Here is a 23,827-nt window from a genome sequence, read left to right as displayed (position 1 = left end):
TGTGGCTGAAATCAAGGAAGCGTTCGAAGAGGCGCGTTCGGGTCATCGGGTCTTGCGGCGGTAGCTCTGGCGTGTCTTGAGGTGGTGGGAGACGGTGGCGCCGTACCAGCGGTTGGCGCCGTCGTCGGCGGAGTCGGGTTCGGGCCAGCGGCGGCGTGTCAGGTCGGCGCGGATGGTTGATGCCTTGATGCCGATGCCTGCCGCCTCGAGCTGCTGGGCGGTGTAGAGGCGGTGTGGCTCGAGGTCGACAGCGGCTCGGTCGATGTGGTCGCGGATGAATGCGTCGATGTCGGCTGGGTCGTACTCGAGCCAGCGGCCGCGCTTGTTGATGTGTTTGGGCCAGTGGGGGTGGCGGGTCCAGGTGTTGCGGACGGTGGTGATCGGTCGTCCGGTGCGGGTTGCGATCTCGGCTACGGTCTCGCCGATGGGGGCTACCATGTTGGTCTGGCCTTTCTGGCTGGGTGGTGACCGGTGTGGGTTTCGCGACAGGGCTTCGGCCTTGAGGGCTTCGGCCCGGCCCCGCCGGTCCCTTTTTGTTGGTGCGGGGGTGCCCCCCGGCTGGGTGCCGGGGGGCGTTGTGCTGGTTAGTGCTTGATGTTTGCCTTGATCCAGCGGGTGATGTCGATCAGGGCGCCGTCTGTCTGGATGAGCAGCATCTGGGCTCCCTGGAGTCGGTACGGCCGGTGGCTGGTGGCGGTGAGCTCTACCAGTTCGGTGGCGCTCATCCAGCCGCAGCACGCCATCTGGAGGTTGATGATCTGGCTCTCCGGCATGGGCTGTTCCTGGGTGATTTCGATGAGTCGGGTGAGGGCTGCCGTGGCCTCCTGGGCGGTGACTCGGCCGGTGGGCAGTGTCACCGGTACGGGGAGGTTGAGGCAGACGCTGGCGAGTGCGCCGTAGGTGAGGCCGAGGTGTTCGGCCATTGCGGCTGCGTTCTGGTCTTCGTTGTCGGACATTGGGTGGTCCTTTCGGTTGGGTGGGGGTTGGGGTTCGCGGCCCCTTCCCTCTTAATGAGTACCTTACAGCGTTTGATGAGTAGATTGCAACACCTGGAGCGAGGGGAAGCCCCCCGGTTTGAGCCGGGGGGCCGTGGGGTGGTTGGCGGTCAGCCGTTGGTGGGGGCCTCCGGGATGCCCAGGGCCTGCCGGAGAACGTCCAGCGCGTCATCCGCGACGCAGAGGGCGGTCAGGGCGGAGTTGGCGCGCATGCCGTCCTGGGTGACCTTCAGCAGTGCTGACAGGTCCGTGGCGCCGAGCCACAGAGTGCATGCGGTGTACAAGGTCGCCCTGTCCAGTTCCGACAGGGGCACCTCGTCAACGATCTCCACCACCCGGCAGACCGCCGCGATGGACTCCGACAGATATGTGACTTCCTCGGGGAGGGAGATCGGGAGCGGGAGGTTGGCGCAGATGTGGCGGAGGAGGGTGTACGTCTCGCGTGTCTGCTGGTCGACCTGGGCTGCGGCGTCTTCGAAGCTCTCGGACATCGGGTGGTCCTTCCGGTTGGTGGGTGTTGGGTTGGGGTTCGCGGCCCCTCACCTCTTGAGTAGTAGTTTACAGCAGTGGATTAGTGTTTTGCAATAGATGGGTGACGGAAAGCCCCCCGGCTGGATGCCGGGGGGCCGGTACGGCTAGCTGTCGGTCGGGCCCTCCGCCTCGCGCTGCCACTCGGCGAGTGCGCTCAGGGCATCCTCGGCTGCGATGGCCGTAGCCAAGGCGCTGTGGCCGCGCACGACGTCACCCGTCGTCCTCGTCAGGACCAGGAGGTCCGCCGCGCCGAGCCAGAAGACGACCCCGGCGTACAGGGCGGCCTTGTCCCGTTCGCGGATGGGGATGTCGTCGATGATGTCGACTACGCGCCGGATGGCCGGGATGACGTCGCTGCTCCTGATGGTGGCGCCGGTGGCGGGGAGAGTGATCGGGAGCGGCAGGTTCGCGCAGACGCTCACGAGGAGGCCGTAGCTCTCGCTGAGGTGGACGGCGATGGACGCCGTGATCTCTTCCAGATTGTCGGACATGTGGTCCCTTTCGGTTGGGTGTCGGGTTGGGGTTCGCGGCCCCTTCCCTCTTGAGTAGTAGATTACAGCACTCGATTAGTGGATTGCAATAGGCGAACGCCCCCCGGCTGGATGTCGGGGGGCGTGAAGATGGCTAGCCGTCGGTCGGCTCCCCCGGGTCTGCCTGCGAGTCGATCAGGTACATCAGTGCGTCATCAGCCGCGAGGCACGCCGCCATGGCGCAGGTGCCGCGCAGGGTGTCTTCCGTGGCGACCATCGCGGCGAACAGGTCGTTGGCGCCCAGCCACCACACGCACGCGGCGAACAGTGCCCCCCTGTCCTCCTCGGAGATCGGCACGTCATTGATGATGTCAACGACCCGCCGGATGGCCGGGATGGCGTCCAGATTGGTGACCTTGCCCTGGGGGAGGGTGATCGGGAGGGGGAGGTTGGCGCAGACGTCCGCGAGGAGGCGGTAGGTCCGGGTGATGTGCGTGACGGTGTTGTGGGCGTCATGGTCGAAGGTGTCGGACATCGGGGTCCTTTCGGTTGGGTGTTGGGTTGGGGTTCGCGGCCCCTTCCCTCTTAATGAGTATCTTACAGCACTGGAGTAGTATATTGCAACAGCAAGGGGGCGAAAAGGCCCCGACCTCGAGCACGTCAGGGCCTCCCGCGACAGCTACGCCAGCCGCCACCCGGACAGCTGATCATCCGACCCGACATCAGCCGTCAACCTCAGCCCAGGCAACTGCGCGACCGGTACACCGACTGCGGCCGCGATCTCCGCCGCCGGATACCGCACCGGCTCCGCAGCATCCGGAGCATCCGCAGTCACCTCGGCCTGATCGCCGAACAGCAACAACACCTTCACGCCGACTCGCTCACTCATGGGACTCATCCTCTCGTTGCTCACTTCTCAGTGTTGGACCTGGGCTCCGGCGAGGGCTCAACCGGACGGCTCCAACCGCCCGTACTGCCCGCGTACTGGCGGGCATGCTGAGGCTCCGCCTCCGACCGCTCGTTGTCACGAATGGGCATGTCCTCGCGTAATGCCATCCTGAGATTCCTATCTCGTGGTTGGGATGGGTCCGGGGCGGTCGGTCGCCTGGCAGTGAGTCGGCCGCCCCGGGGTGGTGGTGTCAGCTCCTGCGGCGCTGGTTCAGCTCGTCCAGGGCCGCGTCCATCGCCTCGCGGGCGGCTCCCTTGAGGGGGTTGCTGGTCTCGCAGCTCTTGACTGCCTCCCGCTGACGTCGAATGAAGGCGTGCACCTCATCGGTGGTCATGTAGGCGAAGCCCTTCATGTCGGTCTCCTACTTGTCGTCGGGGGTTTCGGTGACGGTCAGGCTCGGGTGGTGATTGCGGCCTCGATGGCCTGGTGACGGTCGGGCGTGTTGATCCTTTCGGTCGTGCGTGCAGGGGTTCAGAGCAGTCCGATCCAGCGGGCGACGTCGTCCGGAGCGATGCCCAGGGCGGCCTTGATGAGGGCGAGCAGGAGCAGCACCGCGATCACCAGAGCGGGACCGAGGACGCTCGGGGTCACGTGTCGGACGCGGTCACCGGCGGTCGGGCTCATCCCGGCGTGGGACTCGGCGCGATGCGTGTCACGGGCAGCGAGGGCGGGGCCGCGCCAGCTGCTGGTCTGACTGTGGATCTGACAGGCGTGGCACTCGTATCGGTAGGGCATCAAGGGCTCTCTCGGGTGAGCGCTACAGAGGCCGCTACGGGTGTAGCGGGTGCCGCTACATCGCAGGTGGGCGCGGGTGTAGCGGGTGTAGCTACGGGCGGGTGGGGGACTTGGCGAGGTAGTCGGGGAGGGGTCCGGTGACGGCCTCCAGGTCGGCGCGGTGCACCCCGCGGGTGACCCCCTCAGCCGCCCCCGGGATGGCCCCTTTCGGGGCCCGGACTTTGGCCCGGGTGGGGACCCCTTGTTGGGCCAGTGCGGCGCGCACTGCGGCGGCTGCCTGCCGGGGGTCGGCGGGGGGCGGATACAGGTGCTGGACGAGGGCGTTGAGATGGACCCCGCGGGCGGCGCCGGTGAGCTTGGCGCAGAGGGTCAGCAAGGGGTGGGGGGTGGGCGATTCGGAAGTGGTGGTGGCGGGCTCGCGTGGCGGCGCGGGCTTGGGCTCGGTGGGTGGGGGGTCGTCTCCTGCGGCGTAGGCCACTGCCGTGAGGGCGGTGGCGCCCGCGCTGTAGATCCAGGGGAGTACGTGTTCCTCGGCGGCCCAGGTCCAGCCCCACCAGCCGAGGAAGAGGCTGCCGCCGACCCACGCGGCACGTGTCTTGAGTGGCTTCTTCGGCTTCTGCTTGGCGTCTTTCTGCTTGGCGTCGGGGGCGGCGGGGCGTAGGAGTTTGCGGAGTCTGTTCACGAGACGGCGGGGCGCGCCGCTCACCCGGCGGGCGGTAGCGCGGGCGGCCGCGCGGGTGGCGTGGCGCAGGCGGCTTCCCGCGTGGTGGGCGGCGCGCCAGTGCCAGGTAGGCGCGGGGGCGCGGCGGAGTGGAGTGACGAGGGTGGCGGTGGCCTGGGTGTAGGCCCGGCCGAACGCTCGTCCTGCTTGTTCGGCGCGGCACTCGGTGTCGTGGCTGGTCATGGTGTCAGCCCGCGATGATCGTGATGATGCTGCCGATGATGCTGGTGATCTCTTTCCAGAGGCCGTCGGCCCCGGCAGCGGCGGTGATCATCAGGAAGCCCAGGGCGGTGGCGAGAGCCAGCTTGGGACGGGTGTACCACCACCAGGCGTAGAGGCTGAGGGCGATGGCCGCCGGGACGACGGCGAACTCACTGCCGGCGGACGTGGTGATGCCTTGGGCCTTCTCGGCGAGGATCGACCAGGGGCGTCCGGTGCGGGCATAGCAGTAGCCCATGGCCACGCCGATGGCGAGTCCGGCGCTGCTGCTCAGTGTTTGGCCGCCCTTTTTGACCGCGGCGATGACGATGACGGTGAGGAGGAGTGAGAGGCCGTGGAGGCCGATCTCCAGCATGGCGGCGGGTCCTTCGGGCCGGTGGGTCAGTGGTGGAGGAATGCGGCGATAACGCAGCTGCTGTACGCGCAGTGGCCGAGCCAGGCGAGGGGGACAGCGCTGCGGGCGGTGCCGCGGTCCACGCTCCAGCCGACGAGGATGACGCCGACGCTGATGCCGATGGGCGCGCCGGTCAGCGCGCTGGTGAGCCACGGCGTCCAGCCGATCCACCAGGGGGCGATGACAGCGCTGATGCCGTAGACGACACGCCTGGGCGCCGGGCGGTGCCGGGCCTGGGTGGCGGCCTTGGTGGCGCTCGCCAGTTGGGTCGCGGCGCGTTGGTGGATGGGGGTGCGCTGGTGGGCTTGGGTGAGGCGGTCGGCGAGGCGAAGGGGGTCCCAACCGGGGAGGCTGGGGGCTCCTTCCGCCTCGGGCTCCTCCTCCGTCTCCTCGGGCTGCTCCGGGTCTTCGCGTGCGGGAGCCGTCGCGGTCGGCGGTGGCGTGGGACGCGGTGGCACGACCGGTTCGTCCACTGGTCGTGTGGGGGCGAGGTCGATCATGTGGCCGGGTGGTGGGAGCCGGTCGGCGCCGACCGGCTCAGGCGGGATCGCGGTGGCGCCGGGGCCGGCGTAGATCTCGTTCCACCAGTCGTCGGTTTCGGCCGTGGCTGTTGCGCCCACGGTCGGGGGGTGGTTGGGCGGTGGGGGCACGGTGGGCCGGGGCATGGCGTCGGGGCCGACACCGTGGCGGCGGAGCAGGTTACGGATGCGGAGCTCGTCCGCCCCGGGGTCGGCAGTCACGTGTCCCCCCGGGTGAGCTTCTGCAGCTGCTGCGCGCGCGCCTGTCCGATGCCGAGTTCGGCCTTGAGGGTGCGGAGGGGTGCGGGTCGGCCGAGTGCGCGGGCGGCAATCACGAGTGCGGGCGGGATGTCACAGCCGTGGCCGGGTGCGTCCGGGTGCGCACCCGGTGGTGTGCACTCGGGCCCGCTGGTCGGCTGCGGGTCCTGGGGCGGGCGGGCTGCGGTGTCGCTGGGGTCAGCAGCGCTCGGCGCCTCGGGATCGGGCGCGTCGGGTACGCGAGCGTGGACCGCGCCTCGGCCGTGACCTGCGGCGGCGACGTACTCGGGTGCGCGCACCTCGGGGTGCACCTCGGGCTCGGTGCGTACGTCCAGGACAAGCAGGTTCGCGGGTGCGGCTGCACTCTGCGGTCGGGTGCGGGCCGGGTTTCCAGCGCCGGTCGCGACGCGGACCATCTGCTCGGAGACGACCACCCCGTGCGCCATCAGCAGGCTGGCGAGTGCGGCCGGGTGCAGGCCCGGGTTCGCCGCGTGCACCTGCTGTACAGCCTCGAGAGGGTCCATCTTGGTGAGGGCTTGGTGTGCGAGTGCGGCTGGGGTGCGCGGCTGTACCGGTCCGGGCTCGGGCTCCCACGGGGAGGGCAGGCGCACGGTGGCGAGTGTGGGTGCGGCGCGGCGTGCGGCGAGGAGCTGCATGAGGCGGTGCCGTTGGGCCGGGTCGGAGCCCACATGTGCGCGGGCGACGGCGGCCGCGAGGCGGCGCGCGGTGCGGCGGCCGCGCCGTGTGTCGGGGTCCTGGAGTGCGAGGCGCGCGGCGAGCTGGACGGCTCGGTCGGTCGCGCGGTCACGTGAGATCTGCTCCGCGGTACGGTCCCGGACGGAGAGGCCGAGGCGGGACAGCAGGCGCTCGCGGAGCTCGCGGGCGATCTGGGCGGGCAGTCCGGAGGACAGGGCGCCGGGCCGGATCAGCCGCAGCTCCAGACCCATCGCCATATGCCAGAGCAGCGCGGCGAGAACGGGGCCGATCATCGCCCGGACGGTGCCGCCGACCATGCCGGACTCGCTGTACGCGGGGATGATCTGCACGCCGGTGATGACCCAGACCAGCATCCCGGGTACGCCGGGTGATCCGGCGTGGGTCTCGGTTGCGGTGGCGCGCATGTTGGCGCGGGCCATGAGAGCGCAAGCCATGAGGGCGAGTTCGGCCGCGGCGAACATTGCCGCGCGTTCGACGGTGTCTGCCATGCCGAGGCGGTGTGCGGCGAACCGCCAGCTGGTGTCCGCGCTGTACGCGGTGCATGCGGCGGCCGCGATGGCAGCGACGACGACGGACACGGGCGGCAGGGACGCGCGGCGGACCGCGTGGATCACGCCCCAGGTGCCGCCGACAGCCGTCAGCACGACGGCGGCCGAAGCGATGGCGGACGGGTAGGGGTGCGTGGTGGCCCAGCCCATGAGGGTGCTGGTGTCCATGGAAGGTGCTCCCGAGGATGTGGACGGGCCCGGGTGAGGGGCCCGTCCGGCGGGGTTAGAGGTGGGCGCCGGGGAGCCGGTGGGGCAGCTCGGGATGCTGGGGCGGGGGTGTGCGGGCTTGTTGGTGGCTGGTGGGCCGCTCGTGCTGCGGCTCCGGCTCGGCGCTCACTGCGCGCCACCGCCAGCGTTGTTGCCCTGGGGCGAGGGAGCGCCCGCGTGCCGGTAGCCGGTGGGCGGGTGCTCGGCCAGGCACTCGCGCAGGTAGCGAGTGGTCCACTCGACGCCGAGGGGGCAATCGCCATCCAGGGCTCCGGCCAGGGCGATGACGGCGTGCATGGCCCGGTCGGCGAGCAGCCGGTCACGCACCTCGGCGTCGGCGGCGGTGGCGGGGTAGGGAATGTCGATGGCCTCGCGGACGGCGTGCAGCAGGTCCGCGACGGGGGCGGCGAAGTGCTCGCTCACTGGGCACCACCGGCCTCGTTGCCGTGGCCGTGGGCGTACGCGCGGGCGTCACGGATCTCGGCGGCCTTGTCCTCGCACGTCGCCTGGTGGTCGTGGTAGTCGTCGAGGTCAGTGCGCGGCCGGTCGGCGGCGGGCGGCGTGGTGTGGTCGCTCACGACTCGCCCCCGTCTTCGCGGGTGGGCAGGGGTGGGGCGAAGCCGGTCAGCTGGATGTCGGCGCCAGCGAAGCGCGTCACGGCTTGCAGACGCATGTGGCCGGAGGACTCGGCGTAGGTGACGTCGGGGCGGGAGACGCCTAGGACCTGGCACCACGTCTCGAAGTCGTTCAGGTCCTCGTGGAGGCTGATCTCAAGCCGTTGCGGGAAGATGTCGCTGAGGGCGAAGGTGGCGCTGGGCAGGTGGCCGAAGGCGCGGATGATCTCGCTGAGCGCGTCGAGCTGGGGTTGCTGCTGGGCCAGGGTCGAGGCGCTCATCGGGTCACCGCCGGTCGGCTGGTGCCGGTGATGCCGTCCTTGGTGACGAACACGGTGATCGCTCGGCCGCTGTGGCGGCGGATGCTGCCGACGGCGAGTACGTGGCGTGCGGTGGGGGTCTGGGGCGGGGTGTGGTCGGTACGATCCGACATGGCTTTCCTCCTGGTGATGCAGGTGGACGGCTGGCCCCGGCCGGTGTGTGAGAGCCCGACCGGGGCCGTTCTGCGCTGGAAACCGAGGTGCGTGGTCTCCTTGCCTCAGCACGTTAGACCCTGGGGTCTAGTGGCGCAAGACCCTAGGGTCTAACATGAGGTCGTGCCGCGCCCTCACGCTGTGGAGGGAGTAGGAGTGGCAGACCAATCCAAGGAGGTGCAGCGGCTCTTGGAAGCCATCGACGCGTTGGAGCGGATCGGCGACGACGAGGCATGCGCGAAGGCCGTAACCCAAGTCCTCGATGAGTGGCCTGCCCATCACGCGCGCCTGCGGGAACTCCGGCAGCAGCGTGTCCTGAACCTGCGCGAGCAGGGCAAGACCTGGCAGGAGATCGGCGACATCATGGGTGTCCACTTCACCCGAGCGCAGCAGATCGCGAAGGGCATGCGGGGGACGAAGAACCGTCCGGTGAAGGACCCGCCCGCTGCTGCTGGGTAGGCAGAGACCAGCCCCCGACGGTGATCCGTCGGGGGCTTCTTCGTGCTGTGCTACTCGGGGCGGCTGCTCGCGCGGACGCAGAGTGGACAGAACAGCCGGGCGCGCGCGATGCGCTGCATGCGCTGCTCGGGGTGCTTCGGGCACATCAGCTCGTGGTACTCCGACACCTGCTCAGGCAAGTCGCGGCGGATCAGATCGAACGAGGACGGCCGCCAGCGTCGGCTACCCATCGTCGTCCTCCTCGGATTCCTCCGGCTCGGGCTCGCTGATGATCTCCTCGCCGCCGACGTCGTAGCCGTTGGCATGGGGGATCTCCTGCCCTCCGTATCCGCCCATTGCTTCACCTCCTGCTTCCAGCCTGCGGCCGCGGATGGTGCGCTTCAAGGGCGGCGCGGGGGCGCGTTGCAGCGCGCCAGTGAACCAACGCGGCCGCGCAGAGTTGGCCCATGCGTGGACGACGATGAGCTGTGGGCGCCCCTGTCCGGCCAGATGTCGGGGCGCCCCTTCCGCATGCTCAGGGGGTGGGCGGCGGCTCGTTGGCCCAGGTGATGCGGGCGTCGCGTGCCGGGTCGTCGGAATGTCGGTCTGTGAGGAAGCCGTCCACGCTGATCGCCAGGGTCCATGCGTTGGGCTCGTGAGGGTGGTGGACGCAGACGTAGCCGGTGGCGAAGGCGGCGCCCTGCCAGGTGCGGCCGTCGGGCAGGTGGACGAGGAAGGGGCGAGCGTAGGCCATTCAGTCCTCCGTGGTGGTCGGCTGGTCGAGGGCGGCGCGGATGCGGGCGACAGCGTCGGCGTATCCGTCGCCGAAGGACTCGCTGTCGAGCCGTTCGCGGTCGCGATCGATGGCGTCGCACTCGGCGTGCGCCCGGGTGATGGCGGCTTCGGCCTGCTCGGCGCGTTCCCGGGCTTGGCGCGCCCCGCCGTTGACCATGCGGTTGGTGCGCTTCATCCGTTCGATGGTCGCCTCGGCCTGTTCTGCGCGGGTGGTGGCTGTCTGGGCGTCGGCCATCCGCTCAGACGTGGTCTTGTGGAGTCGCGTCGCGCCCTCGATGAGCTGCTCCCAGTTGCGGCAGAGCGTCATGTTGATGGCGTGGGCGAGGGCCTTGCGGCGCATGTCGTGAGCTTCGAGGAGGTCTCTGTTGCGCGCCTTGGCTTCCTCGGCGTGGGCCGCCTGTCGCTCTTGCTCGATGATGGCGGGTGCCATGGCGCGGATGCGAGTCAGGCTGTCGGCGGGCGTCGTCAGGGCGTCGGCGGCGCGTCGGACGTGCGTCGTCAGGAGGTCGACGTGTCGGGTGAGGGCGTCGAGGTGGGTGGCGATCTGGCCCGCGGGGTCAGTGGTCACGGCCGGCCTCCGGGTCTCCGTGCTGGACTGCCGCGTCCAGGACTGCACGGATTTCGCGTGCGAGCGGCCCGTCATCGTGGGTTCCAAGGACGCGGCCGATGGGGCGATGGCGGTGGCCAGGTCGCGGAGGCGGGTGGCTGCGGCGCGCAGCAGCGCGCTGGGGTTAGTGGTCACGGCGGGTCTCCGGGTCGATGAGGTCGGCGGCCCGGCGGTACGCCAGGTTGGTGTTGTGGCCGAGGTGGCTACCGGCTTCGCGGATCTCCTCGGCGAGCCGGTGAGCGAGGACCGTTTTGAGTGCGGCCTGGTGTTCGTCCACGAGGTGGTGGGCGCGGTCCTCGGCGTGTCGGCCGGGCTTGCCCCTGGTGATGGCGTCGCGGAGTTCGGTGCGGGTGCGGGCGAGTTCATCCATGGCGGTCATCGGTGGTCTCCGGTGGTTGGGGCCCGGCCGCTCTCGGGCTGGGGGCGGCCAGGTGGTCAGCGGGCGAGGCGGTTGCGGTAGTCGGTCTTGCGGGCACGGTGCACACCGTCGTGCCACTGCCGTGTTCCTCGGTCGCGGGTGCACGGGGCTCCGGCGACGCTGCCGCAGTGCCGGCAGGTGACCATCAGCTCAGGGTGGTAAATGGTGGGCTCGCGGCGTGGGTCGTGTGTACGGGGCATCGGGTCTCCAGTGGTTGGGGCCCGGCCGCCGGTGATGGCCGGTCAGCAGGCGGTCAGACGTGGCGGAAAGTCAGCTCGTCCAGCTCGGCGCGGGCCTCGGTGACCGTCGTCACCCCGGTGGCGAGATCGTGAATCAGCCCGACCGCGTGGTACTCGTCCGCGTCGGTGGCGTCGCGGAGGCGGCTAGCGATCTCGCCGATGAGTTGGAAGACGACGCTGTCCGCGTCTGCCTGGTCCTCGGTCTCGTCGTACATCAGCGGGTCTCCTGGGTCGGGTTGGCGAGGGTGAGGAGCACGGCGGCGTGGCAGTGGTCGGGCTCGCCGGGGTGAACCGGCAGGGGGCACCAGCAGGTGAGATCCCGGCCGGCGAGCTCCAGGCGGGCCGCGTCGGCGAGCTCGGGGCGCCGGTCGAGCCAGCGGCTGTATAGGTCGATGACCTGCTCTGCCGTCGCGTCCTGCACGAGGTGGTGGGTCACGGTGCCACCGGGGTGGACGTAGGCGTGCCGGGCGCCGCTCGCCTTGCCGAGGCGGCCTTCGTGCTCCCACTCGGACCCGTCGATAGCGGGGACACGGATCTGCGTCTGGCCGAGGCGGTAGGGGTTGCCCCAGCGGGTGGGGCGGCCGACGTAGACGGCTCCGGCGGGGGCGCGCCAGTCTTTGGTGCGGCGGCGTTGGATACGGGACGGCATCAGACGGTCTCCTCCTCGACGGGCATCCAGCGGGTGACGGTCACCTCGCGCTCCTCCATCGCCGTGGCGGGCACCCCCTCGCGGTAGTGCTCGAACGGGCCCGCCTCCTGCATCTCAGTGAGGCCCTGCTGGTACTGCACAGCCCACACGCGACCGTCGTGGCGAAAGAGGCTGCGACGGGTCTCAAACCAACGGCCGGTCGACACCTGCTCGTCGGCGACCTCGGCGGCTGCAGGAAGGTCGTGGGGTACACCGATCTCTTCGAGCTCGGCAACGGTGAAGGTGCGGGTGCGAGTGGGCATCAGGTCTCCTGGGTCTGGTAGGTGGCGATGTCGGGCACGGTGCTCACCTGGCGGCCGCGGTGGTGGGTGGGCCACAGCAGGGCTCGGCGTATCCGTCGGCAGGTGGGTCCGTAGCCGCTGGCGATGCTGTCGGGGGCGCGCAGTGGTCGCCTGCATGCGCGGCAGCGGGCGGTCACGCAGCGCATTCGCTGATGTGTTGCCAGGTGCGGCCGCAGGTGCGGCAAGCGGCAGAGGGCGGCTGGCCGTCACCGCCGAGGATGTCGAGTGGGCCCCCGCACGGCGGTGGGCAGGTCTTTCCGGTCCGGATGGTTTGCCGGGCCAGGCCGAGTGTGGTCGTGACGCGGTCGGCGCACTCGCGCGCTGTGGCCGCGATGCGTTTCTGCTGCTGGCTGTTGAGGGGGCGGAACGGTTCGTTGGGGCCGGGGTCGGTCAGGCGGTGTTGGAGCCAGAGGGCGGCCATGGGGGCTGAGCGGGTGCCGGTGTAGCGCCAGCGTGCGGGGTTGGCGGCATCGCGGGCGGCGAGGATGACGGCCTGGAGGTGGATGTCGTCGTGCCAGCCCTGGCGGACGGTGGCCTGGATGGCCGGCCGTTGGATGCGTTCGGCGGTCTGGTCGGCGAGCTCGAGGAGGAGGCTTTCGACCAGCTGCATGGTGTCGTGGGCGGTTACGTTGATCGGGAGGGGGCGGTTGCCGGGGGCGTCGAGGGCGCCGGGCTCCAGGCGCTGGAGGCGGTCCGCGTGCGCGGTGGCGAGCTCGGTTTCTTCGAGTTTGCGCAGGTAGCCCGTGACGCTGGCGGGCGGCGGCCAGGTGACGGTAGTCGGCGTCTCGAGCATGTCCTGGAGGTGGGACCAGTTGGTGATCACGGCCTGGAGGTGGGTGTGCGTGGGGTCGATCATCGGGGGCTCCGGGGGATGTTGGGGCTATGGTGATCGCACCTGGTGGGGCGCCCCGGATCTTTTGCCGGATGGGGGCGCCCCGTCGTCACGTTCAGGTGTCGGCGGGCCACTCGATGGCGGCGGCCGCGAGGGGCTGGGCCTCGGTCATCGGTTGTCGAGCAGCTTGTTGAGGGTGGCGTCGAGGGCCAGTACTGCTTGAACGAGGGCAAGGCCGGTCATGGCTTGGCCGGTGGCGGCGTGGCATTGGGCGACGGCGGTGGGGAGGTCGCCGCGGTTCAGTCGGTTGATCTCGGCGGTGGCCTTGTCCAGGGTGTCTTCGGCGAGTTGGCGGTAGGTGGACAGTTCTTGCATGGGGTGCGTCCGTCCTTGGGATGGGTGCCGGGCCCCGGGAGTCGTCGGGGCCCGGCTGTTCGTGGGGTTGGGGCGCGGTGGATGGCTAGAACGGGGGTTCGTCGCTGAAGCCGCCGCCTTGGTGGCTGGCACCGGGGCGAGCAGGGGTGGCGGTTGCCCACGGGTCGTCCTGTGCGGCTGCTGAGCGCTGCTGGGCCTGCTGGGGACGCTGCCCCTGGGTACGTCCGCCCTGGCCACCGCCGGTCCCGTTCTGGCTGCTGTTCTTCGTGATCACCGTGCTGGCGTTCCGCAGTGAGGGGCCGATCTCATCGACGTCGAGTTTGAAGACCGTGCGCTTGACGCCTTCGCGGTCCTCGTACGACTCCTGCTTGAGGCGGCCTTGGACGATGACGCGGTTGCCGCGCTGCAGGGACTCGGTCACGTTCTCGCCGAGCTGCCGCCAGGCCGTGCAGGTGAGGAACAGGCTGTCGCCGTCCTTCCATTCGTTGGTCTGGCGGTCGAAGGTGCGGGGTGTGCTGGCGATGCGGAAGTTGGCAACGGCGTCGCCGCCTTGGGTGAAGCGGAGTTCTGGGTCTGCGACGAGGTTGCCGATCACGGTGATGACGGTTTCTCCGGCCATGTGGCGGGTGCTCCTTGCTGGTCAGTGGCCGTGCTTACGGCGGCGGTGGTCGTCGAGTCGGGTGACGCCGACGGGAAGGGTCAGTTGCTCCTGGCGGACTGCGGCGGTGCAGGTGGCGATGTGCGGCTTGTGCAGGCGCTCCCAACCGGCCAGGGGCAGCTCGGTGGTGGGCCGACGGGAGCGCCAGTCACCGGACGCGTCGCGCCAGATCGCTGTGTTGCCGCCGGGATCGGACACGGGGTCGACGGCCAAGCGCTTACCGGCGTCGGTCTTGGTCCAGCGGATGAGCTCGCCGCATGACCGGCAGGTGGCGAGTCCAGCGCGGATCATGTCGGTGGCTCCCTGCTCGCGGTGGCGGCCGCGCGCTGGGCGGCGGCGTCGCGCTCGCTGTGGACCCCGGTAGCGAGCTGCAGACCGGTGGTGGCTGACCTGCAGGGGGTGCCGGGGGCGGCCTGGCAGGTCGCGACGGGGCAGGTGGCGTTCTGGATGACCCAGGCGTTGCGGCGGGTGCTGTGGGTGTCGGCGCGCCGGTGCCGGGAGCCGCGGGCGTTGGTGCACAACTCGCCGGGGGCTGCGTGACACCAGGTACAGCGGATTGCCATCTGGGCGAATCGCAGGACACGGGATTGGGGCATCAGACGGAGTCCTCTGAGTTCGTGGCGCGACGGGAGGCTTGGAGGCGGCGCTCGATGTCGCGGCGGTCCTCGTCGGGGTCGATCGGGGGGAGGCCAGCGGCGGCGCGGCGGGCGTCTTCGAGTCGGGAGGGGTGGACGTCGGAGCGGCGGCGGCCGTTGGTGGTGCAGCTGCGGCCGGGGGCGGCTGAGCAGCGGCGGCAGGCGACAGCCATCACGTTGACGATGCCGTTGCGGACTCGGGGGACGTGTTGGCCGACGGTGTTGAGGAGGGCGCGGACGCGGCTGCCGGTGGGCGGGGGTTCGGCGGCCTCGATGGCGCGGAGGCGGGGGCCGATCGCTCTGGGGCCGGTGTGTCCGTCGGCGACAGCACGGATGAGGGCGCGGACGGATTGGGCGGATTCGGCGCCGGTTTCGTGCGGGTTGCCGTCGTAGACCACGTTGGCGTCGGCGATGCGCTGTGCCCGGCGGTTGCGGATCTCGGTGATCAGCTCGGCGGGGGAGATGAACGGTTGGCGGGCGGCCACGGTGATGGCGGCGGCGCGGGCTTCGTCGGGGTCGTAGGGGGCGAGGACGTCGCCCCAGGCGTCGGGGGTGAACTCGTTGAAGCGCTGCTGCGGGCACAGTGCCGCGACGTACTTGGCGATCATGATGGCTTCCTGGGGGGTCACTGCTCCTCCAGTTGCTGTGTTCGGGCGGTGGCGCGTGCCATGGCGCGGTCGAAGATGTCACCGGCGCCGTCGGGCTGCTGGCCGTACTGGGCCGGGGCTCCGGGGGTGCGGCCGGGTGTGGCGTTCATGACCTGGTTCACGACGCTGGGGAGCGTGGCGGGGTGGAGGCCCTTGGTCATCCAGTGGGCGATGCCTCGGCGGATGTCGTCCGGGGCGATGCCTTCGCCGATGAGGACGCGTACCTGTTTGGCGATTTGGCCGATGACGGACTCGGGTGGGCGCTTGGTGACGCGGTCGAGCCATTCGCCGACGATCGTCTGTGCGGTGACGGGCGGGTCCGGTGTGGCGTCGGAGGTGTCACGAGAGAGGTCTTGTTGAGAGAGGGAGAGAGTAGGTGTCCGGGATTCCCGGACACTGACGTCCGGTGTTTCCGGACACTGAGACTCCTCAGTGTCCGGGTTTTCCTGACACTGAGAATTGGCGTCAGTGTCAGGAATTCCCGGACACTGATCGGTGTCAGTGTCCGCAGTTCCCGGACACTGAGAACCGTGGTCAGTGTCCGGGAATTCAGGACGCTGGGAGTCGTCGTCAGTGTCCGGAAGTTGCGGACACTGAAGCTCGGCAATCTTGTACTTGGCCGAGCTGTTCCTCTGCCCGGCGGCCACCTTAGACAGACACCCCTTGCGCACCAGAGCCTTGATCACCTCGTAGACCTGGGCACGACTGACCTTCCCGCGCCGCAAGATCTTCGCCGACTCAACGCTGCTCCACGTGACCCGAGTCGAGTCCCGGGCATCATCCGCCAGCACCGCGAGCACCAGCTTCTCGCGGTGAGTCAGCGTCTCCGGTGCGTAGTCCAGCACCTCGACGAACAGGCGCATGCCCACGTGGCCTCGTTCCGGTCAGGGTTGAATCGGTGTGGTGCGCCCTGGGGCGGGAGGTATGCCCGTCCCGCCCCAGGGGCCGCTCAGAGCCGGTCGGCGCTCCCGCGCCCGCGCTGGGGCACATACCGCCGGTCAAGCCCGCTGTGAGACCACTGCACCGCGTGCTCGACGGCCGTGATCGCTTCAGACTGCTCTCGGGAGCCGGGCACCAACTGGTGAATAAGCGACGCCAGTTCACCGGCGACGGCGCATATACGGGCCTTCATCTCCACGCGCTCCAGGTCCGTCTTGGGCGGTTCGAAGCGCAAAGCGATCTCGGTCGGGGTGATGGCCATCTGGCTGTCCTCTCGAGTCAGGTGCTGGTCTTCCGGAAAGTGGCTACCGCGGCCTGGGCGGCGCGGTAGGTGTGAGCAGACGACCGGCGCTTGCCGGAGGTGACCGCGCGGTCATCGACCAGCGCGGACGCGCCCTGGGGAGAGGGCGTCGACCAGGCGGTGGACGGCCAACCCGGGCCCGGCGGTGGCTCAGGCCGATGGCCGGTTGCGGCCGGGGTGTGCAGAGGGCACCGCCACCCTGTGACGTACCGGCGTACGGCCTCGACGGAGCAACAAAGCTGCTGGTCCGCGCCGCTCCAGTGCCCGCACTCGGGTGGCGGCGTCGTCATCGATCCAGCTCCCGCGCCGTGGCGGCTTGTGTGTCCCGAACACGCGTGTACTTGCGGTGCCGCTCGCTGGGCGTAAGACCGCCTCGGATGCCGAACCGGGACTCTCTGCCGCTACGTCCCTCGGTCGCCATCGCCTCTTCCAGACACTCGATCTGAACGGGGCATCTGAGGCACGTGGCCTTGGCGTCGCGCTGGAGGCCGTCGGCCTTCGAGAAAAAGATCTCGGTGTCCATGCCTGCGCATGCGGCGAGCTCAGACCAGTGGTGCATCAGGAACCTCCTGGGCGTGGTCTGGAGCAACGCATCTGTGCTCATCAGTCGCTCACCGCCGTGACGTCATCGGCCCAAGACAGGGCGGTGTCGTCGAGGCGCTGGCGGGCCCGCGTCACGGCTACGTACGCCAACCGGCCCTCCTCGCGGCGGAGGATGGTCAAGCCCGTCTTCGGGTCCGGCCGGGGCGCCTTGAAATCTCCGTGAATGCGCACCGTCGGCCACTCACGCCCCTTGGACCGGTGAGCAGTCGACACGATCAAGTCGGCGTTGTCCTCAGTCGCCAGGCGACTCACGGCCTGCTGGATACCGGCAGTGCCGTGGTCATCGACCAACTTCACCAGGACGCTCAGCGACTGGTCCTCTTCCTCCGCGTAGTCGCGAACTGCCTGCCAGCTGCTGAACGCCATCAGCTCGGGGTGGTCGGTCGGGCGTCCGGCCTGGAGTGCGTCGGCGGCCCAGGCGAGGCGCTGGATATCGCCGCCTCCTCCGACCAGGGCGACCTTCCGCCCTGCCTCGAGCGCGGCCATGACGGTGCCCATGGCTCCGGCGTTGGTGCGGCACAGGACTGCGTCTGGGTCGGCGACCGGGCCGACGGTGGAACTGCACTGGTCGAAGCCCGTGAGCCGCAGCGGCGCACTGATCTTGCCGAGCCACAGATTGGCCCGGTCGGCGATAGCCGGGCCGAACCGGAAGCTCTGCGACAGTGTGAGCTCCGGCGCGGCGAGCGCGGTCGTGAACTTCTTCAGGGCGTCGTTCGCACCGCGCCAGCCGTAGATGGCCTGCGAGCTGTCGCCGACCGCGATGCGCTGCGCGTGCTCCTGGGCGAGCAACACGGCCGACAGGACATCGTTTGTGTCCTGGGCCTCGTCGAGCAGCACGACGTCGCTGGGGATCGTCGGCTCGGTGAGGGCCCACATCTTGAGGTAGTGATCGTGCGCCATCTTCAGGACGCCGGCCTCGCCGGTGAGGTCGGCCCAGGCAGCCAGGGCGGCGGGGAGCACCAAGGCGAGCAGTGCGTTGCGCGGCTCCTTCTCCGTGAGCCCGTCGTACTGCGGGACATGCTTGGCGCGAATCTCGGGGTCAGCGGAGTGGCACCAGCGAGTCACGGTGTCGAGCGCGACGCGCATGATGATGCGGTTGGTCATGGCCTTCGGCGGCCCGATGTCTGTGGGGATCGCCGGAGTGGCGCCGACGATGCCGACGATCTTCTTGATGTTGAGGGCCTGGGCGGCGTCGTGCGCGGTCTGCCGGGGCCGGTTGAGGCGCGGCAGGTGGCGCGGGTCGAAGGCCAGGCTGTGGCCGGTCTTGCAGACGACGCTGGGCGGGAAGCTGCGTGCCGCATCAGCGGCGATGGCCTTGTTGTAGGCGACGTACGTCATCCGGCGGCGCGAGTCAGCCTGGGCGATCATCTTGAGGGTGGCCGACTTGCCGCATCCGGCTCCGGCCTGGATGACCATGTCGAGCCCGTCGCCGTAGGTTGCGATGGCCTCGGTCTGCTCGGGTGTTGGGTCCACCACTGGGGTCCTCCTCTCGCGGTGGGGTGCGGGGACCGGGCGGCATGGGGGAGTTCCGCCCGGGCCCCGCAGTCAGTGGTGGATCAAGAGGCGGCCGGTGCCGTGTCCTTGGCGTCCAGCCAGGCCCGGAAGTCGTCTTGGCCCGTGGCGCTCTTCGCGTACTCGTCAAGAAGTTCGATCACTTCACCGGCTTCGCCGAAGCTGAGATCGTTCATGGTCGGGACATCGCGGCGGAGGATGATGCTGACGGCCCGCAGCCGCTCCTCGCGGTCCTGGTCGGGAAATTCCAGGTCCCGGAGGCAAGCGAAGATCTTCCGCATCTGTGGTGCGCTGGCCCCTTCCGAGGCCGACGCCGGAGCGGGCTGCCCGCTGGCCTTCTGCGGGGGCGGCGCGTCGCCGTTGGGGGCCCGACGTCCCGGATTGAGTGCAGCGCCGCGCTCCGCGATCAGCGCGCCAAGAGTGGTGACCTCACCGGTCACCGTGGACACGTGCGGGATGTCCAGCCACCGCTCTGCCATGCCCCTGGCATGCAGGTCACGCGCGCCCTGATAGGTCAGCTCCGTGTCGCTCAGCAGCCGGTCGACAACATCGCCCAGGCGCTGGTGCAGGTAGGCACCCAGAGTGGTCGGCTCCCCGGTTTCCGGGTGCATCAGTCCCACCTCGAGCAGCCGCCGCCGTGCCGCATCACCCTGCACACGGCCGATCACGTCGAGAGTCAGTGACTCGACGGGCGTTGCCAGTTGATCGACCAGCGCGGCCACCGGATCGATCCCCTGACCCAGCTGCTCCAGGATCAGCTCGGCCACATCCGGGCCAGGGTGGTGGATGACCAGCCCCTCCAGGGGCTGGTACCGCGTCTTCGTGACGGTGGCCGTTCCCTCGACCATGTCCATCACCACGTCCAGCTCGTACTCGGCGCCCTCCCGCTGGACGGCCTTGACGCCCACCTTCGTGACCTTCTTGCCCTCGATCACGTAGTCGCCCTTGGTGCGCATCGTGACGATGAGGTGGCCGCGGAAGTTCAGGAGGGCGTCGAGCATCTGCTGCTCGATGGGGTTGCCGGTCTTCCAGCCGCCGAAGGTCCCGCCGGAGCCCTTCGCAGATCCGGCCTCGTCGACGATCTCGAGGAGACCGCCCTTGCCGTTCCAGAAGTGGCTCCAGCTGTCGACGATGAGGACGGCGATATCGGCGGCCTCGGCGGCGGCGACGACCTGGATGAGGTGGCGTGGGTCGTGGGTGTTCATGGGCAGGTGCTTGAAGGCGTGGCCGCCGAGGTCGGGTCGGCTGGGCACCGGGGCGTACTTGAGCGCGGAGCCGCGCTCGGTGTCGGCGACGCCGATCAGGCCACCGTTCGCCAGTCCCTCGGCGAGGCGGAGTGCGGTCTTGGTCTTGCCGGACCCGGCCGGTCCCTGGAGCCCGACGCGGGCCTTGGCCTGCTCGCGGGTGGCGTCCTCGAAGATGAATGTGTTCATCGGTCGTCCTTGGGGGTGCTTGCGTTGCGCGGACTGGGGATGTCGAGAGCGGGGCGCTCGCGGCGTTCGGTCACCGCCTGGGCATCTGCCTGAAAAGCGCTGGCGCCCTGACCGCAGATCAGCACTTCGACGCTGCCGTACGAGCCCTTGGCGGTCACCGCCTCACCGCGCTGCGTGATCGTGTGGACGGGCACTTTGAATCGCGCGAGCCACCAGCGCCAGCAGTCGAGGCTCTGCGGAGCGACCACCACGCTCAGCCGGTCCGGGCCCTCGATCTGGACCGACCGCAGATCCGGTTGGTGCTCGATGAGCGCGGCAACGCGTGCGGCCGCCGACTCATCTGTCTCGGATGCCCCGCTGGGCGCGAGCGCGCCCCGGTGCTCGGGGCACAGCCACGCGCCGGTGGAGTCCTTCACCCAGCCGCGCCGGACGGCCCATCGCTCGAGCTCACCGTGGATGCAGTGCGAGCAGCCGACCAACGTCTTGTTCAGGCGGTACCAGCGGCGACCGGCGTCCTCGTGCCGGATCACAAAGCGCTGCTCGGCCAGCTGCTCGAGAGCCTCCCGGACCTCGCTGCGGATGCGGGGTACGTCGGACCCGCAAGTCCGCTTCAACGCCTTCGTGGTCGTCCAGTCGATGCGCCCGTTGAGCTCGATCGCGCGCCGCAACTGGACCATGTACGCGGGGTCGGTGCTGTTCCCGGTGGGCTGCTCGGTGGCGTGCTGATCGAGTACGCGGCGGACGTCGTCAAGCGTGCCGTGCGCAGCGATCCCACGAAGGCGTTCAAGCGCGCGGCGCAGTGCCGCCAGCTCGCCCGGATAGGTCTCGTCAGTCACGCTGGCCACCCCCTGCCGGGGAGCGGAGCTCGGCCAGGGCCGTGCCGTAGAGGGCACAGAACTTCGAGCAGTAGTCCCGGGCGGGCTCTGACGAGTCGCGGACCTGTACACGGTGCGCGCCGCGCGGCTTCTTGCCGGTGGCGAGCTCACCGCACCCATCCGTGATGCAGCGGCTGGGACGCTGAACCGGCGCGGCGGGGGTCCCCGTCATCCCGCGGTTCCACTGCTGTGAGGTGATCCTGGGGCCAGCCATCAGACGCCACCGCCCTCGGCGCCGCTCGGCTCGCGAGGCAACGCAACGGCTTGCAGCACGCCGCAGTGGACGACCACGGACTCCAGAGTGCAGCGCTCCGTACGGCCCACCACCACCATCAGCGGCTGCCGTCCGGCCACTTCGCCGGAGTACATCCACGTGGTGCCGCTCTTATCGCGGAGCGGCAGCGCCAGGTCGTAGACGTGCCCCCACAGGAAGTAGGGCGTCGTGGCGGCCTCGAAGGCGGCGGCGAGCAGGCGGGGTACCTCATGCGCCACCAGGCGGGTCCGGACTCCGTCGATCGAGCCGTACGCCACCTGCGCGAAGCCCATCTGCCGTGTGTCCTGGGGCGTCGGCGTACCGATCATGCGAAGCCACCAGTGCCAGTCCGCGAGCTCGTTGGCTTTGATCGCGACGATCAGTTGATCGAGGTTGGCCTGGGTTGCCAGGACACCGGGCCGTGCCCCTACGGCGGCGGTCACTTTGGTACGGACTGACCGGGCCTGCGCGCAACGGGCGTCCCAGTCCATGGCTGTGTCGTCCGGCTCGACGGGCGCGGTCGCGCGGCGTAGTACCCTCCCGCCTTGCGGCACCGTCTGCGGTGGTGACGTCTGGGCCTCAGCAGGCGAGTTGGTGTGCGGGATCTTCGGGTTCGTGGTCATGCCGTCGCTCCCATCTGCGAGCGGAGCACGGCCAGGGCGCGGAAGCGGAGCTGCTTGACTGCGCCTGTTGTCTGCCGCCCCATGCGGTGGGCGATCTGCGGGTTGGTCAGGCCGCCCCACATCTGGAGCACGAGCACGGTCTTGTGGTCGGCGGAGAGCGACGCCAAGGCGGCGCGGACGCGTGCGTTGCCGATCGCGGCGAGCACGGTGTCCTCGGCGCTGTTCTCGAGAAGGTCCGTGGGAAGCAGAACCCCGGTAGTGATCTCCGCACGGACCCGGGCGGACTTGTAGTGGTCCGTGATGAGGTTCCGGGCGATGGTCTGGAACCAGGCGCCGATGCTCCTGCCCTGCCAGGTGAACGTGTCGATCCGGCGCAGGGCCCGCAGGAAGGTCTCACTCGTCAGGTCTTCGGCGAGTGCATGGTTACGGACACGGGCGACGATGAACCGGAACACGGTCGGCTGATGCTCGTCGTAGAGGACACCGAATGCGTCGCGGTCGCCCTGGCGGGCGAGGTCGACCAGATGCTGCTCCGCACGCATCTCTTCGGGGAGCCTGATCTTGGGGCTAGTCTGTGAGATCACGGACCGCCCTCCTTAACTGGTTGTTGGGGTTGGTTCGGTGGGGCCGCCCGGACTTGGCGTTGGGGCGGCCCCGCGTCGTGTTAGGCGGGTTGCTGTGTCCGCTGCCTACGCAGCTCGCGCAGGTGCTGCAGCACTGCATCGCGGTTGAATCGGCGGTTTCGCCCGGCGTATTCGACGGGGAACTCCTCGTCGTGCTGGATCTGCTTGTCGATCCAGCTCGAGGACTTCCGCAGGTAGCGGCAGAGCTCTTTCTGGGTCATGAGCGGGTCCGCAACCTCACTCTCGGCCTTGGTGTGCTCTATGCATGTAGATGTAGATTCTGAAGGCATGGAATCGCCTTCGTCGGTGTCCTCGAAGAGCTCCGACCGTGGGGCGGCCAGTGCGGCCGCAACCAGGGTGGCGGCGTGCTCGCTGCACTCCTCGCGGGCGCTCTCTCCCGCCCCGGAGATGAATCCGATCATCGCTGGCGAGAGTCCGCGCCCGGCGGGGTCTACGCGTCGGGTCTCAGCGGCGAGGGCGGCCACGCTGAGGCCAGCGGCCTTCATGGCCTCTCGGACGGGGGCTCCTTTGCGCAGTCGTCGCATGGGAATTCCTCTGACCTTTGGCTGATTTCACGCTGTGCTGGTCGTGCCGACCTTCACTATCTACAGTGTGCATGTAGATGTAGATTCGGTCAAGCGTGCCGCACAGGGTTCCTTGGACGCTTGAGGGGGGTACGCGGGGGTGGCTGTAGACGCCTCCGTGTGCCGTCTAGTACGCGTCACAGCGGCCCGATCTACTTGCGTATGTAGATGGCATGCCAGATGCTGTGAGGCGTGACCACCCAGTACTCGGGCGAGCCTGACCAACCCGCCGAGGCTCCCGCCGAGCCCTCTCGGGATTCCGAGGACCTATCAGCGCTGATCAAACGCGCCCTCACTGAGATCGGCGCGACGCAGAAAGACCTGGCGGCTGCGGCCGGTGTCCGGTACCCCACGCTCAACGCTTGGGTGAAGGGGCGGCGCGGCGGCGGCGGTGGGATCGACCCTGAAAAGCTCCGGGCCGTCGCGAACGGCCTGAAGCGTCTCGGCGCAAAGGTCACCGTGAGGGAGGTGTTCGAAGCCAGCGGACGTGCCATACCCGGGCCGGTCGACCAGGAGCGGGAAGCCAGGCTGCTGCGGCTGTATCGCAGTCTGCCCGTGGACGGCCAGCGTGCCACTCTGCAATTCGTCGAGACAATGACGCGGGCCTCCCGCGTTCCGCAGTAATGCTTAGGGTTGCCTGTCCTATCGGCATTTCCTTCGGCTTGGATGAAGGTAAAACTAAAGTCAACAGAGTCTTCCACAACTTCTCCACGCAGAGGTAGCCTCACCGCTACCGCTGTCCTCCCGTAGCGGCAATTCGCTTTAGTCGCGCATGTCCAAGGGGGGCATCTGTGTGCGTTGAAATCGTCGCGGTCGACGAACTTGTCGAAACCGCTGTCTGGCGCCCAGACGATGTGCAAATCCTTTACCGTCAGGGCGTCGACCCTGCCGACGTACTGAACGAAGTGCGGCTCATCCTCAGCGACCTGGGGGCGGCTCCCACGCTCGGGGCTCTCTGCTACTGCGGTGAACCGCTTCGTCTCCCGCACGACCTGTTCGCCGCGTACTCCCTGCCTCGCAGCGCCGCCATTCTCACTCACAGGCAGGTATTTCGTGGGGCGTAAGTCGACAAACAACCCTCGCCAAATTCGGTCCAAA

The 23,827-nt window shown here is 69.3% G+C and carries 43 protein-coding genes; 2 read left to right on the top strand and 41 right to left on the bottom strand.

Features of this window, described 5'->3' with window-relative positions; genetic code table 11:
* Positions 1-42: 42 nt before the first annotated feature.
* The 16 genes from AC5P1B_RS08305 to AC5P1B_RS08230 form a co-directional block, all read right to left on the bottom strand.
* Complete coding sequence (locus AC5P1B_RS08305) at positions 43-438, bottom strand: hypothetical protein (RefSeq protein ID WP_493885932.1); 396 nt, start codon at positions 436-438, stop codon at positions 43-45.
* A gap of 146 nt (positions 439-584) precedes the next feature.
* The gene (locus tag AC5P1B_RS08300; protein ID WP_493885931.1) at positions 585-956 is read right to left on the bottom strand and encodes a hypothetical protein; all 372 of its coding nucleotides are present in this window, start codon (positions 954-956) and stop codon (positions 585-587) included.
* A gap of 149 nt (positions 957-1,105) precedes the next feature.
* Complete coding sequence (locus tag AC5P1B_RS08295; protein WP_493885930.1) at positions 1,106-1,486, bottom strand: hypothetical protein; 381 nt, start codon at positions 1,484-1,486, stop codon at positions 1,106-1,108.
* A 144-nt stretch (positions 1,487-1,630) separates the two neighbouring features.
* Positions 1,631-2,017: a hypothetical protein gene (locus AC5P1B_RS08290; RefSeq protein ID WP_493885929.1), complete on the bottom strand. Its 387-nt coding sequence runs from the start codon at positions 2,015-2,017 to the stop codon at positions 1,631-1,633.
* Positions 2,018-2,150: 133 nt separating this feature from the next.
* Positions 2,151-2,531, bottom strand: coding sequence for a hypothetical protein (locus tag AC5P1B_RS08285; RefSeq protein ID WP_493885928.1), 381 nt, complete (start codon positions 2,529-2,531; stop codon positions 2,151-2,153).
* Positions 2,532-2,675: 144 nt separating this feature from the next.
* Positions 2,676-2,885 (bottom strand): hypothetical protein, encoded by a 210-nt coding sequence (locus AC5P1B_RS08280; RefSeq protein ID WP_493885927.1) that lies wholly within the window; start codon positions 2,883-2,885, stop codon positions 2,676-2,678.
* 250 nt (positions 2,886-3,135) lie between these two features.
* A complete protein-coding gene (locus AC5P1B_RS08275; protein ID WP_493885926.1) occupies positions 3,136-3,297 on the bottom strand; it encodes a hypothetical protein in 162 nt (53 codons plus the stop codon).
* Positions 3,298-3,416: 119 nt separating this feature from the next.
* Entirely contained in the window at positions 3,417-3,680 is a 264-nt protein-coding gene (locus AC5P1B_RS08270) for a hypothetical protein (RefSeq protein ID WP_493885925.1), read from the bottom strand.
* A 91-nt stretch (positions 3,681-3,771) separates the two neighbouring features.
* The gene (locus AC5P1B_RS08265) at positions 3,772-4,584 is read right to left on the bottom strand and encodes a hypothetical protein (RefSeq protein ID WP_493885924.1); all 813 of its coding nucleotides are present in this window, start codon (positions 4,582-4,584) and stop codon (positions 3,772-3,774) included.
* 4 nt (positions 4,585-4,588) lie between these two features.
* Positions 4,589-4,975, bottom strand: a complete 387-nt coding sequence (locus AC5P1B_RS08260) for a hypothetical protein (RefSeq protein ID WP_493885923.1) — start codon at positions 4,973-4,975, stop codon at positions 4,589-4,591.
* 26 nt (positions 4,976-5,001) lie between these two features.
* The gene (locus AC5P1B_RS08255; RefSeq protein ID WP_493885922.1) at positions 5,002-5,754 is read right to left on the bottom strand and encodes a hypothetical protein; all 753 of its coding nucleotides are present in this window, start codon (positions 5,752-5,754) and stop codon (positions 5,002-5,004) included.
* Entirely contained in the window at positions 5,751-7,223 is a 1,473-nt protein-coding gene (locus tag AC5P1B_RS08250; protein WP_493885921.1) for a hypothetical protein, read from the bottom strand. Before AC5P1B_RS08250 ends, AC5P1B_RS08255 begins: the two co-directional genes overlap by 4 nt.
* A gap of 165 nt (positions 7,224-7,388) precedes the next feature.
* Complete coding sequence (locus AC5P1B_RS08245; protein WP_493885920.1) at positions 7,389-7,685, bottom strand: hypothetical protein; 297 nt, start codon at positions 7,683-7,685, stop codon at positions 7,389-7,391.
* Complete coding sequence (locus tag AC5P1B_RS08240) at positions 7,682-7,840, bottom strand: hypothetical protein (RefSeq protein ID WP_493885919.1); 159 nt, start codon at positions 7,838-7,840, stop codon at positions 7,682-7,684. Before AC5P1B_RS08240 ends, AC5P1B_RS08245 begins: the two co-directional genes overlap by 4 nt.
* Positions 7,837-8,157: a hypothetical protein gene (locus tag AC5P1B_RS08235; protein WP_493885918.1), complete on the bottom strand. Its 321-nt coding sequence runs from the start codon at positions 8,155-8,157 to the stop codon at positions 7,837-7,839. Before AC5P1B_RS08235 ends, AC5P1B_RS08240 begins: the two co-directional genes overlap by 4 nt.
* A complete protein-coding gene (locus AC5P1B_RS08230; protein ID WP_493885917.1) occupies positions 8,154-8,309 on the bottom strand; it encodes a hypothetical protein in 156 nt (51 codons plus the stop codon). Before AC5P1B_RS08230 ends, AC5P1B_RS08235 begins: the two co-directional genes overlap by 4 nt.
* Before the next feature lie 196 nt (positions 8,310-8,505).
* On the opposite strand from AC5P1B_RS08230, the gene AC5P1B_RS08225 reads away from it, so the two are divergent.
* Positions 8,506-8,808 (top strand): hypothetical protein, encoded by a 303-nt coding sequence (locus tag AC5P1B_RS08225; RefSeq protein ID WP_493885916.1) that lies wholly within the window; start codon positions 8,506-8,508, stop codon positions 8,806-8,808.
* A gap of 50 nt (positions 8,809-8,858) precedes the next feature.
* Here the strand turns inward: AC5P1B_RS08225 and AC5P1B_RS08220 are convergent, their stop codons facing one another.
* The 25 genes from AC5P1B_RS08220 to AC5P1B_RS08100 form a co-directional block, all read right to left on the bottom strand.
* Positions 8,859-9,038: a hypothetical protein gene (locus tag AC5P1B_RS08220; RefSeq protein WP_493885915.1), complete on the bottom strand. Its 180-nt coding sequence runs from the start codon at positions 9,036-9,038 to the stop codon at positions 8,859-8,861.
* A gap of 284 nt (positions 9,039-9,322) precedes the next feature.
* Positions 9,323-9,541 (bottom strand): hypothetical protein, encoded by a 219-nt coding sequence (locus AC5P1B_RS08215; RefSeq protein ID WP_493885914.1) that lies wholly within the window; start codon positions 9,539-9,541, stop codon positions 9,323-9,325.
* Positions 9,542-10,324: a hypothetical protein gene (locus AC5P1B_RS08210; protein WP_493885913.1), complete on the bottom strand. Its 783-nt coding sequence runs from the start codon at positions 10,322-10,324 to the stop codon at positions 9,542-9,544. It lies immediately after the preceding gene.
* Positions 10,314-10,568 carry a hypothetical protein gene (locus AC5P1B_RS08205; RefSeq protein WP_493885912.1) on the bottom strand — a complete coding sequence of 85 codons (255 nt, stop codon included), beginning with the start codon at positions 10,566-10,568 and terminating at the stop codon, positions 10,314-10,316. The genes AC5P1B_RS08210 and AC5P1B_RS08205 overlap by 11 nt, the downstream gene beginning before the upstream one ends.
* 56 nt (positions 10,569-10,624) lie before the next feature.
* Complete coding sequence (locus tag AC5P1B_RS08200) at positions 10,625-10,807, bottom strand: zinc finger domain-containing protein (RefSeq protein WP_493885911.1); 183 nt, start codon at positions 10,805-10,807, stop codon at positions 10,625-10,627.
* Between the two features lie 53 nt (positions 10,808-10,860).
* Complete coding sequence (locus tag AC5P1B_RS08195; protein WP_493885910.1) at positions 10,861-11,061, bottom strand: hypothetical protein; 201 nt, start codon at positions 11,059-11,061, stop codon at positions 10,861-10,863.
* Entirely contained in the window at positions 11,061-11,495 is a 435-nt protein-coding gene (locus AC5P1B_RS08190; RefSeq protein WP_493885909.1) for a DUF4326 domain-containing protein, read from the bottom strand. Before AC5P1B_RS08190 ends, AC5P1B_RS08195 begins: the two co-directional genes overlap by 1 nt.
* Entirely contained in the window at positions 11,495-11,797 is a 303-nt protein-coding gene (locus AC5P1B_RS08185; RefSeq protein WP_493885908.1) for a hypothetical protein, read from the bottom strand. Before AC5P1B_RS08185 ends, AC5P1B_RS08190 begins: the two co-directional genes overlap by 1 nt.
* Complete coding sequence (locus AC5P1B_RS08180) at positions 11,797-11,973, bottom strand: DUF6011 domain-containing protein (RefSeq protein ID WP_493885907.1); 177 nt, start codon at positions 11,971-11,973, stop codon at positions 11,797-11,799. The genes AC5P1B_RS08185 and AC5P1B_RS08180 overlap by 1 nt, the downstream gene beginning before the upstream one ends.
* The gene (locus tag AC5P1B_RS08175) at positions 11,970-12,692 is read right to left on the bottom strand and encodes a hypothetical protein (RefSeq protein WP_493885906.1); all 723 of its coding nucleotides are present in this window, start codon (positions 12,690-12,692) and stop codon (positions 11,970-11,972) included. The genes AC5P1B_RS08180 and AC5P1B_RS08175 overlap by 4 nt, the downstream gene beginning before the upstream one ends.
* A 144-nt stretch (positions 12,693-12,836) precedes the next feature.
* Positions 12,837-13,043, bottom strand: a complete 207-nt coding sequence (locus tag AC5P1B_RS08170; RefSeq protein ID WP_493885905.1) for a hypothetical protein — start codon at positions 13,041-13,043, stop codon at positions 12,837-12,839.
* 85 nt (positions 13,044-13,128) lie between these two features.
* Positions 13,129-13,662, bottom strand: coding sequence for a single-stranded DNA-binding protein (locus AC5P1B_RS08165; protein ID WP_493885904.1), 534 nt, complete (start codon positions 13,660-13,662; stop codon positions 13,129-13,131).
* Between the two features lie 21 nt (positions 13,663-13,683).
* Entirely contained in the window at positions 13,684-13,992 is a 309-nt protein-coding gene (locus AC5P1B_RS08160) for a hypothetical protein (protein ID WP_493885903.1), read from the bottom strand.
* Positions 13,989-14,264: a zinc finger domain-containing protein gene (locus AC5P1B_RS08155; RefSeq protein ID WP_493885902.1), complete on the bottom strand. Its 276-nt coding sequence runs from the start codon at positions 14,262-14,264 to the stop codon at positions 13,989-13,991. Before AC5P1B_RS08155 ends, AC5P1B_RS08160 begins: the two co-directional genes overlap by 4 nt.
* A 32-nt stretch (positions 14,265-14,296) precedes the next feature.
* Positions 14,297-14,965, bottom strand: coding sequence for a zinc finger domain-containing protein (locus AC5P1B_RS08150; protein WP_493885901.1), 669 nt, complete (start codon positions 14,963-14,965; stop codon positions 14,297-14,299).
* The gene (locus AC5P1B_RS08145) at positions 14,962-15,852 is read right to left on the bottom strand and encodes a hypothetical protein (RefSeq protein ID WP_493885900.1); all 891 of its coding nucleotides are present in this window, start codon (positions 15,850-15,852) and stop codon (positions 14,962-14,964) included. Before AC5P1B_RS08145 ends, AC5P1B_RS08150 begins: the two co-directional genes overlap by 4 nt.
* A gap of 80 nt (positions 15,853-15,932) precedes the next feature.
* A complete protein-coding gene (locus AC5P1B_RS08140) occupies positions 15,933-16,184 on the bottom strand; it encodes an Acb2/Tad1 domain-containing protein (RefSeq protein WP_493885899.1) in 252 nt (83 codons plus the stop codon).
* A 325-nt stretch (positions 16,185-16,509) separates the two neighbouring features.
* Positions 16,510-16,827: a WhiB family transcriptional regulator gene (locus AC5P1B_RS08135; RefSeq protein ID WP_493885898.1), complete on the bottom strand. Its 318-nt coding sequence runs from the start codon at positions 16,825-16,827 to the stop codon at positions 16,510-16,512.
* Positions 16,827-18,302 carry a UvrD-helicase domain-containing protein gene (locus tag AC5P1B_RS08130; RefSeq protein ID WP_493885897.1) on the bottom strand — a complete coding sequence of 492 codons (1,476 nt, stop codon included), beginning with the start codon at positions 18,300-18,302 and terminating at the stop codon, positions 16,827-16,829. Before AC5P1B_RS08130 ends, AC5P1B_RS08135 begins: the two co-directional genes overlap by 1 nt.
* Before the next feature lie 80 nt (positions 18,303-18,382).
* Positions 18,383-19,771, bottom strand: a complete 1,389-nt coding sequence (locus tag AC5P1B_RS08125) for an AAA family ATPase (protein ID WP_493885896.1) — start codon at positions 19,769-19,771, stop codon at positions 18,383-18,385.
* Positions 19,768-20,607 (bottom strand): hypothetical protein, encoded by an 840-nt coding sequence (locus tag AC5P1B_RS08120; RefSeq protein ID WP_493885895.1) that lies wholly within the window; start codon positions 20,605-20,607, stop codon positions 19,768-19,770. The genes AC5P1B_RS08125 and AC5P1B_RS08120 overlap by 4 nt, the downstream gene beginning before the upstream one ends.
* Positions 20,600-20,860: a hypothetical protein gene (locus AC5P1B_RS08115; RefSeq protein WP_493885894.1), complete on the bottom strand. Its 261-nt coding sequence runs from the start codon at positions 20,858-20,860 to the stop codon at positions 20,600-20,602. Before AC5P1B_RS08115 ends, AC5P1B_RS08120 begins: the two co-directional genes overlap by 8 nt.
* Positions 20,860-21,522: a BN159_2729 family protein gene (locus tag AC5P1B_RS08110; RefSeq protein WP_493885893.1), complete on the bottom strand. Its 663-nt coding sequence runs from the start codon at positions 21,520-21,522 to the stop codon at positions 20,860-20,862. Before AC5P1B_RS08110 ends, AC5P1B_RS08115 begins: the two co-directional genes overlap by 1 nt.
* Complete coding sequence (locus tag AC5P1B_RS08105; protein ID WP_493885892.1) at positions 21,519-22,106, bottom strand: sigma-70 family RNA polymerase sigma factor; 588 nt, start codon at positions 22,104-22,106, stop codon at positions 21,519-21,521. Before AC5P1B_RS08105 ends, AC5P1B_RS08110 begins: the two co-directional genes overlap by 4 nt.
* 80 nt (positions 22,107-22,186) lie before the next feature.
* Positions 22,187-22,690 carry a helix-turn-helix transcriptional regulator gene (locus AC5P1B_RS08100; RefSeq protein ID WP_493885891.1) on the bottom strand — a complete coding sequence of 168 codons (504 nt, stop codon included), beginning with the start codon at positions 22,688-22,690 and terminating at the stop codon, positions 22,187-22,189.
* A gap of 231 nt (positions 22,691-22,921) precedes the next feature.
* Between AC5P1B_RS08100 and AC5P1B_RS08095 the strand changes: the two genes are divergently transcribed.
* Complete coding sequence (locus tag AC5P1B_RS08095; RefSeq protein WP_493885890.1) at positions 22,922-23,353, top strand: helix-turn-helix domain-containing protein; 432 nt, start codon at positions 22,922-22,924, stop codon at positions 23,351-23,353.
* Positions 23,354-23,827 lie beyond the last annotated feature (474 nt).

It is taken from the genome of Streptomyces sp. A01 (assembly GCF_059026195.1).
This window is presented reverse-complemented; position numbering and strand designations above follow the sequence as displayed.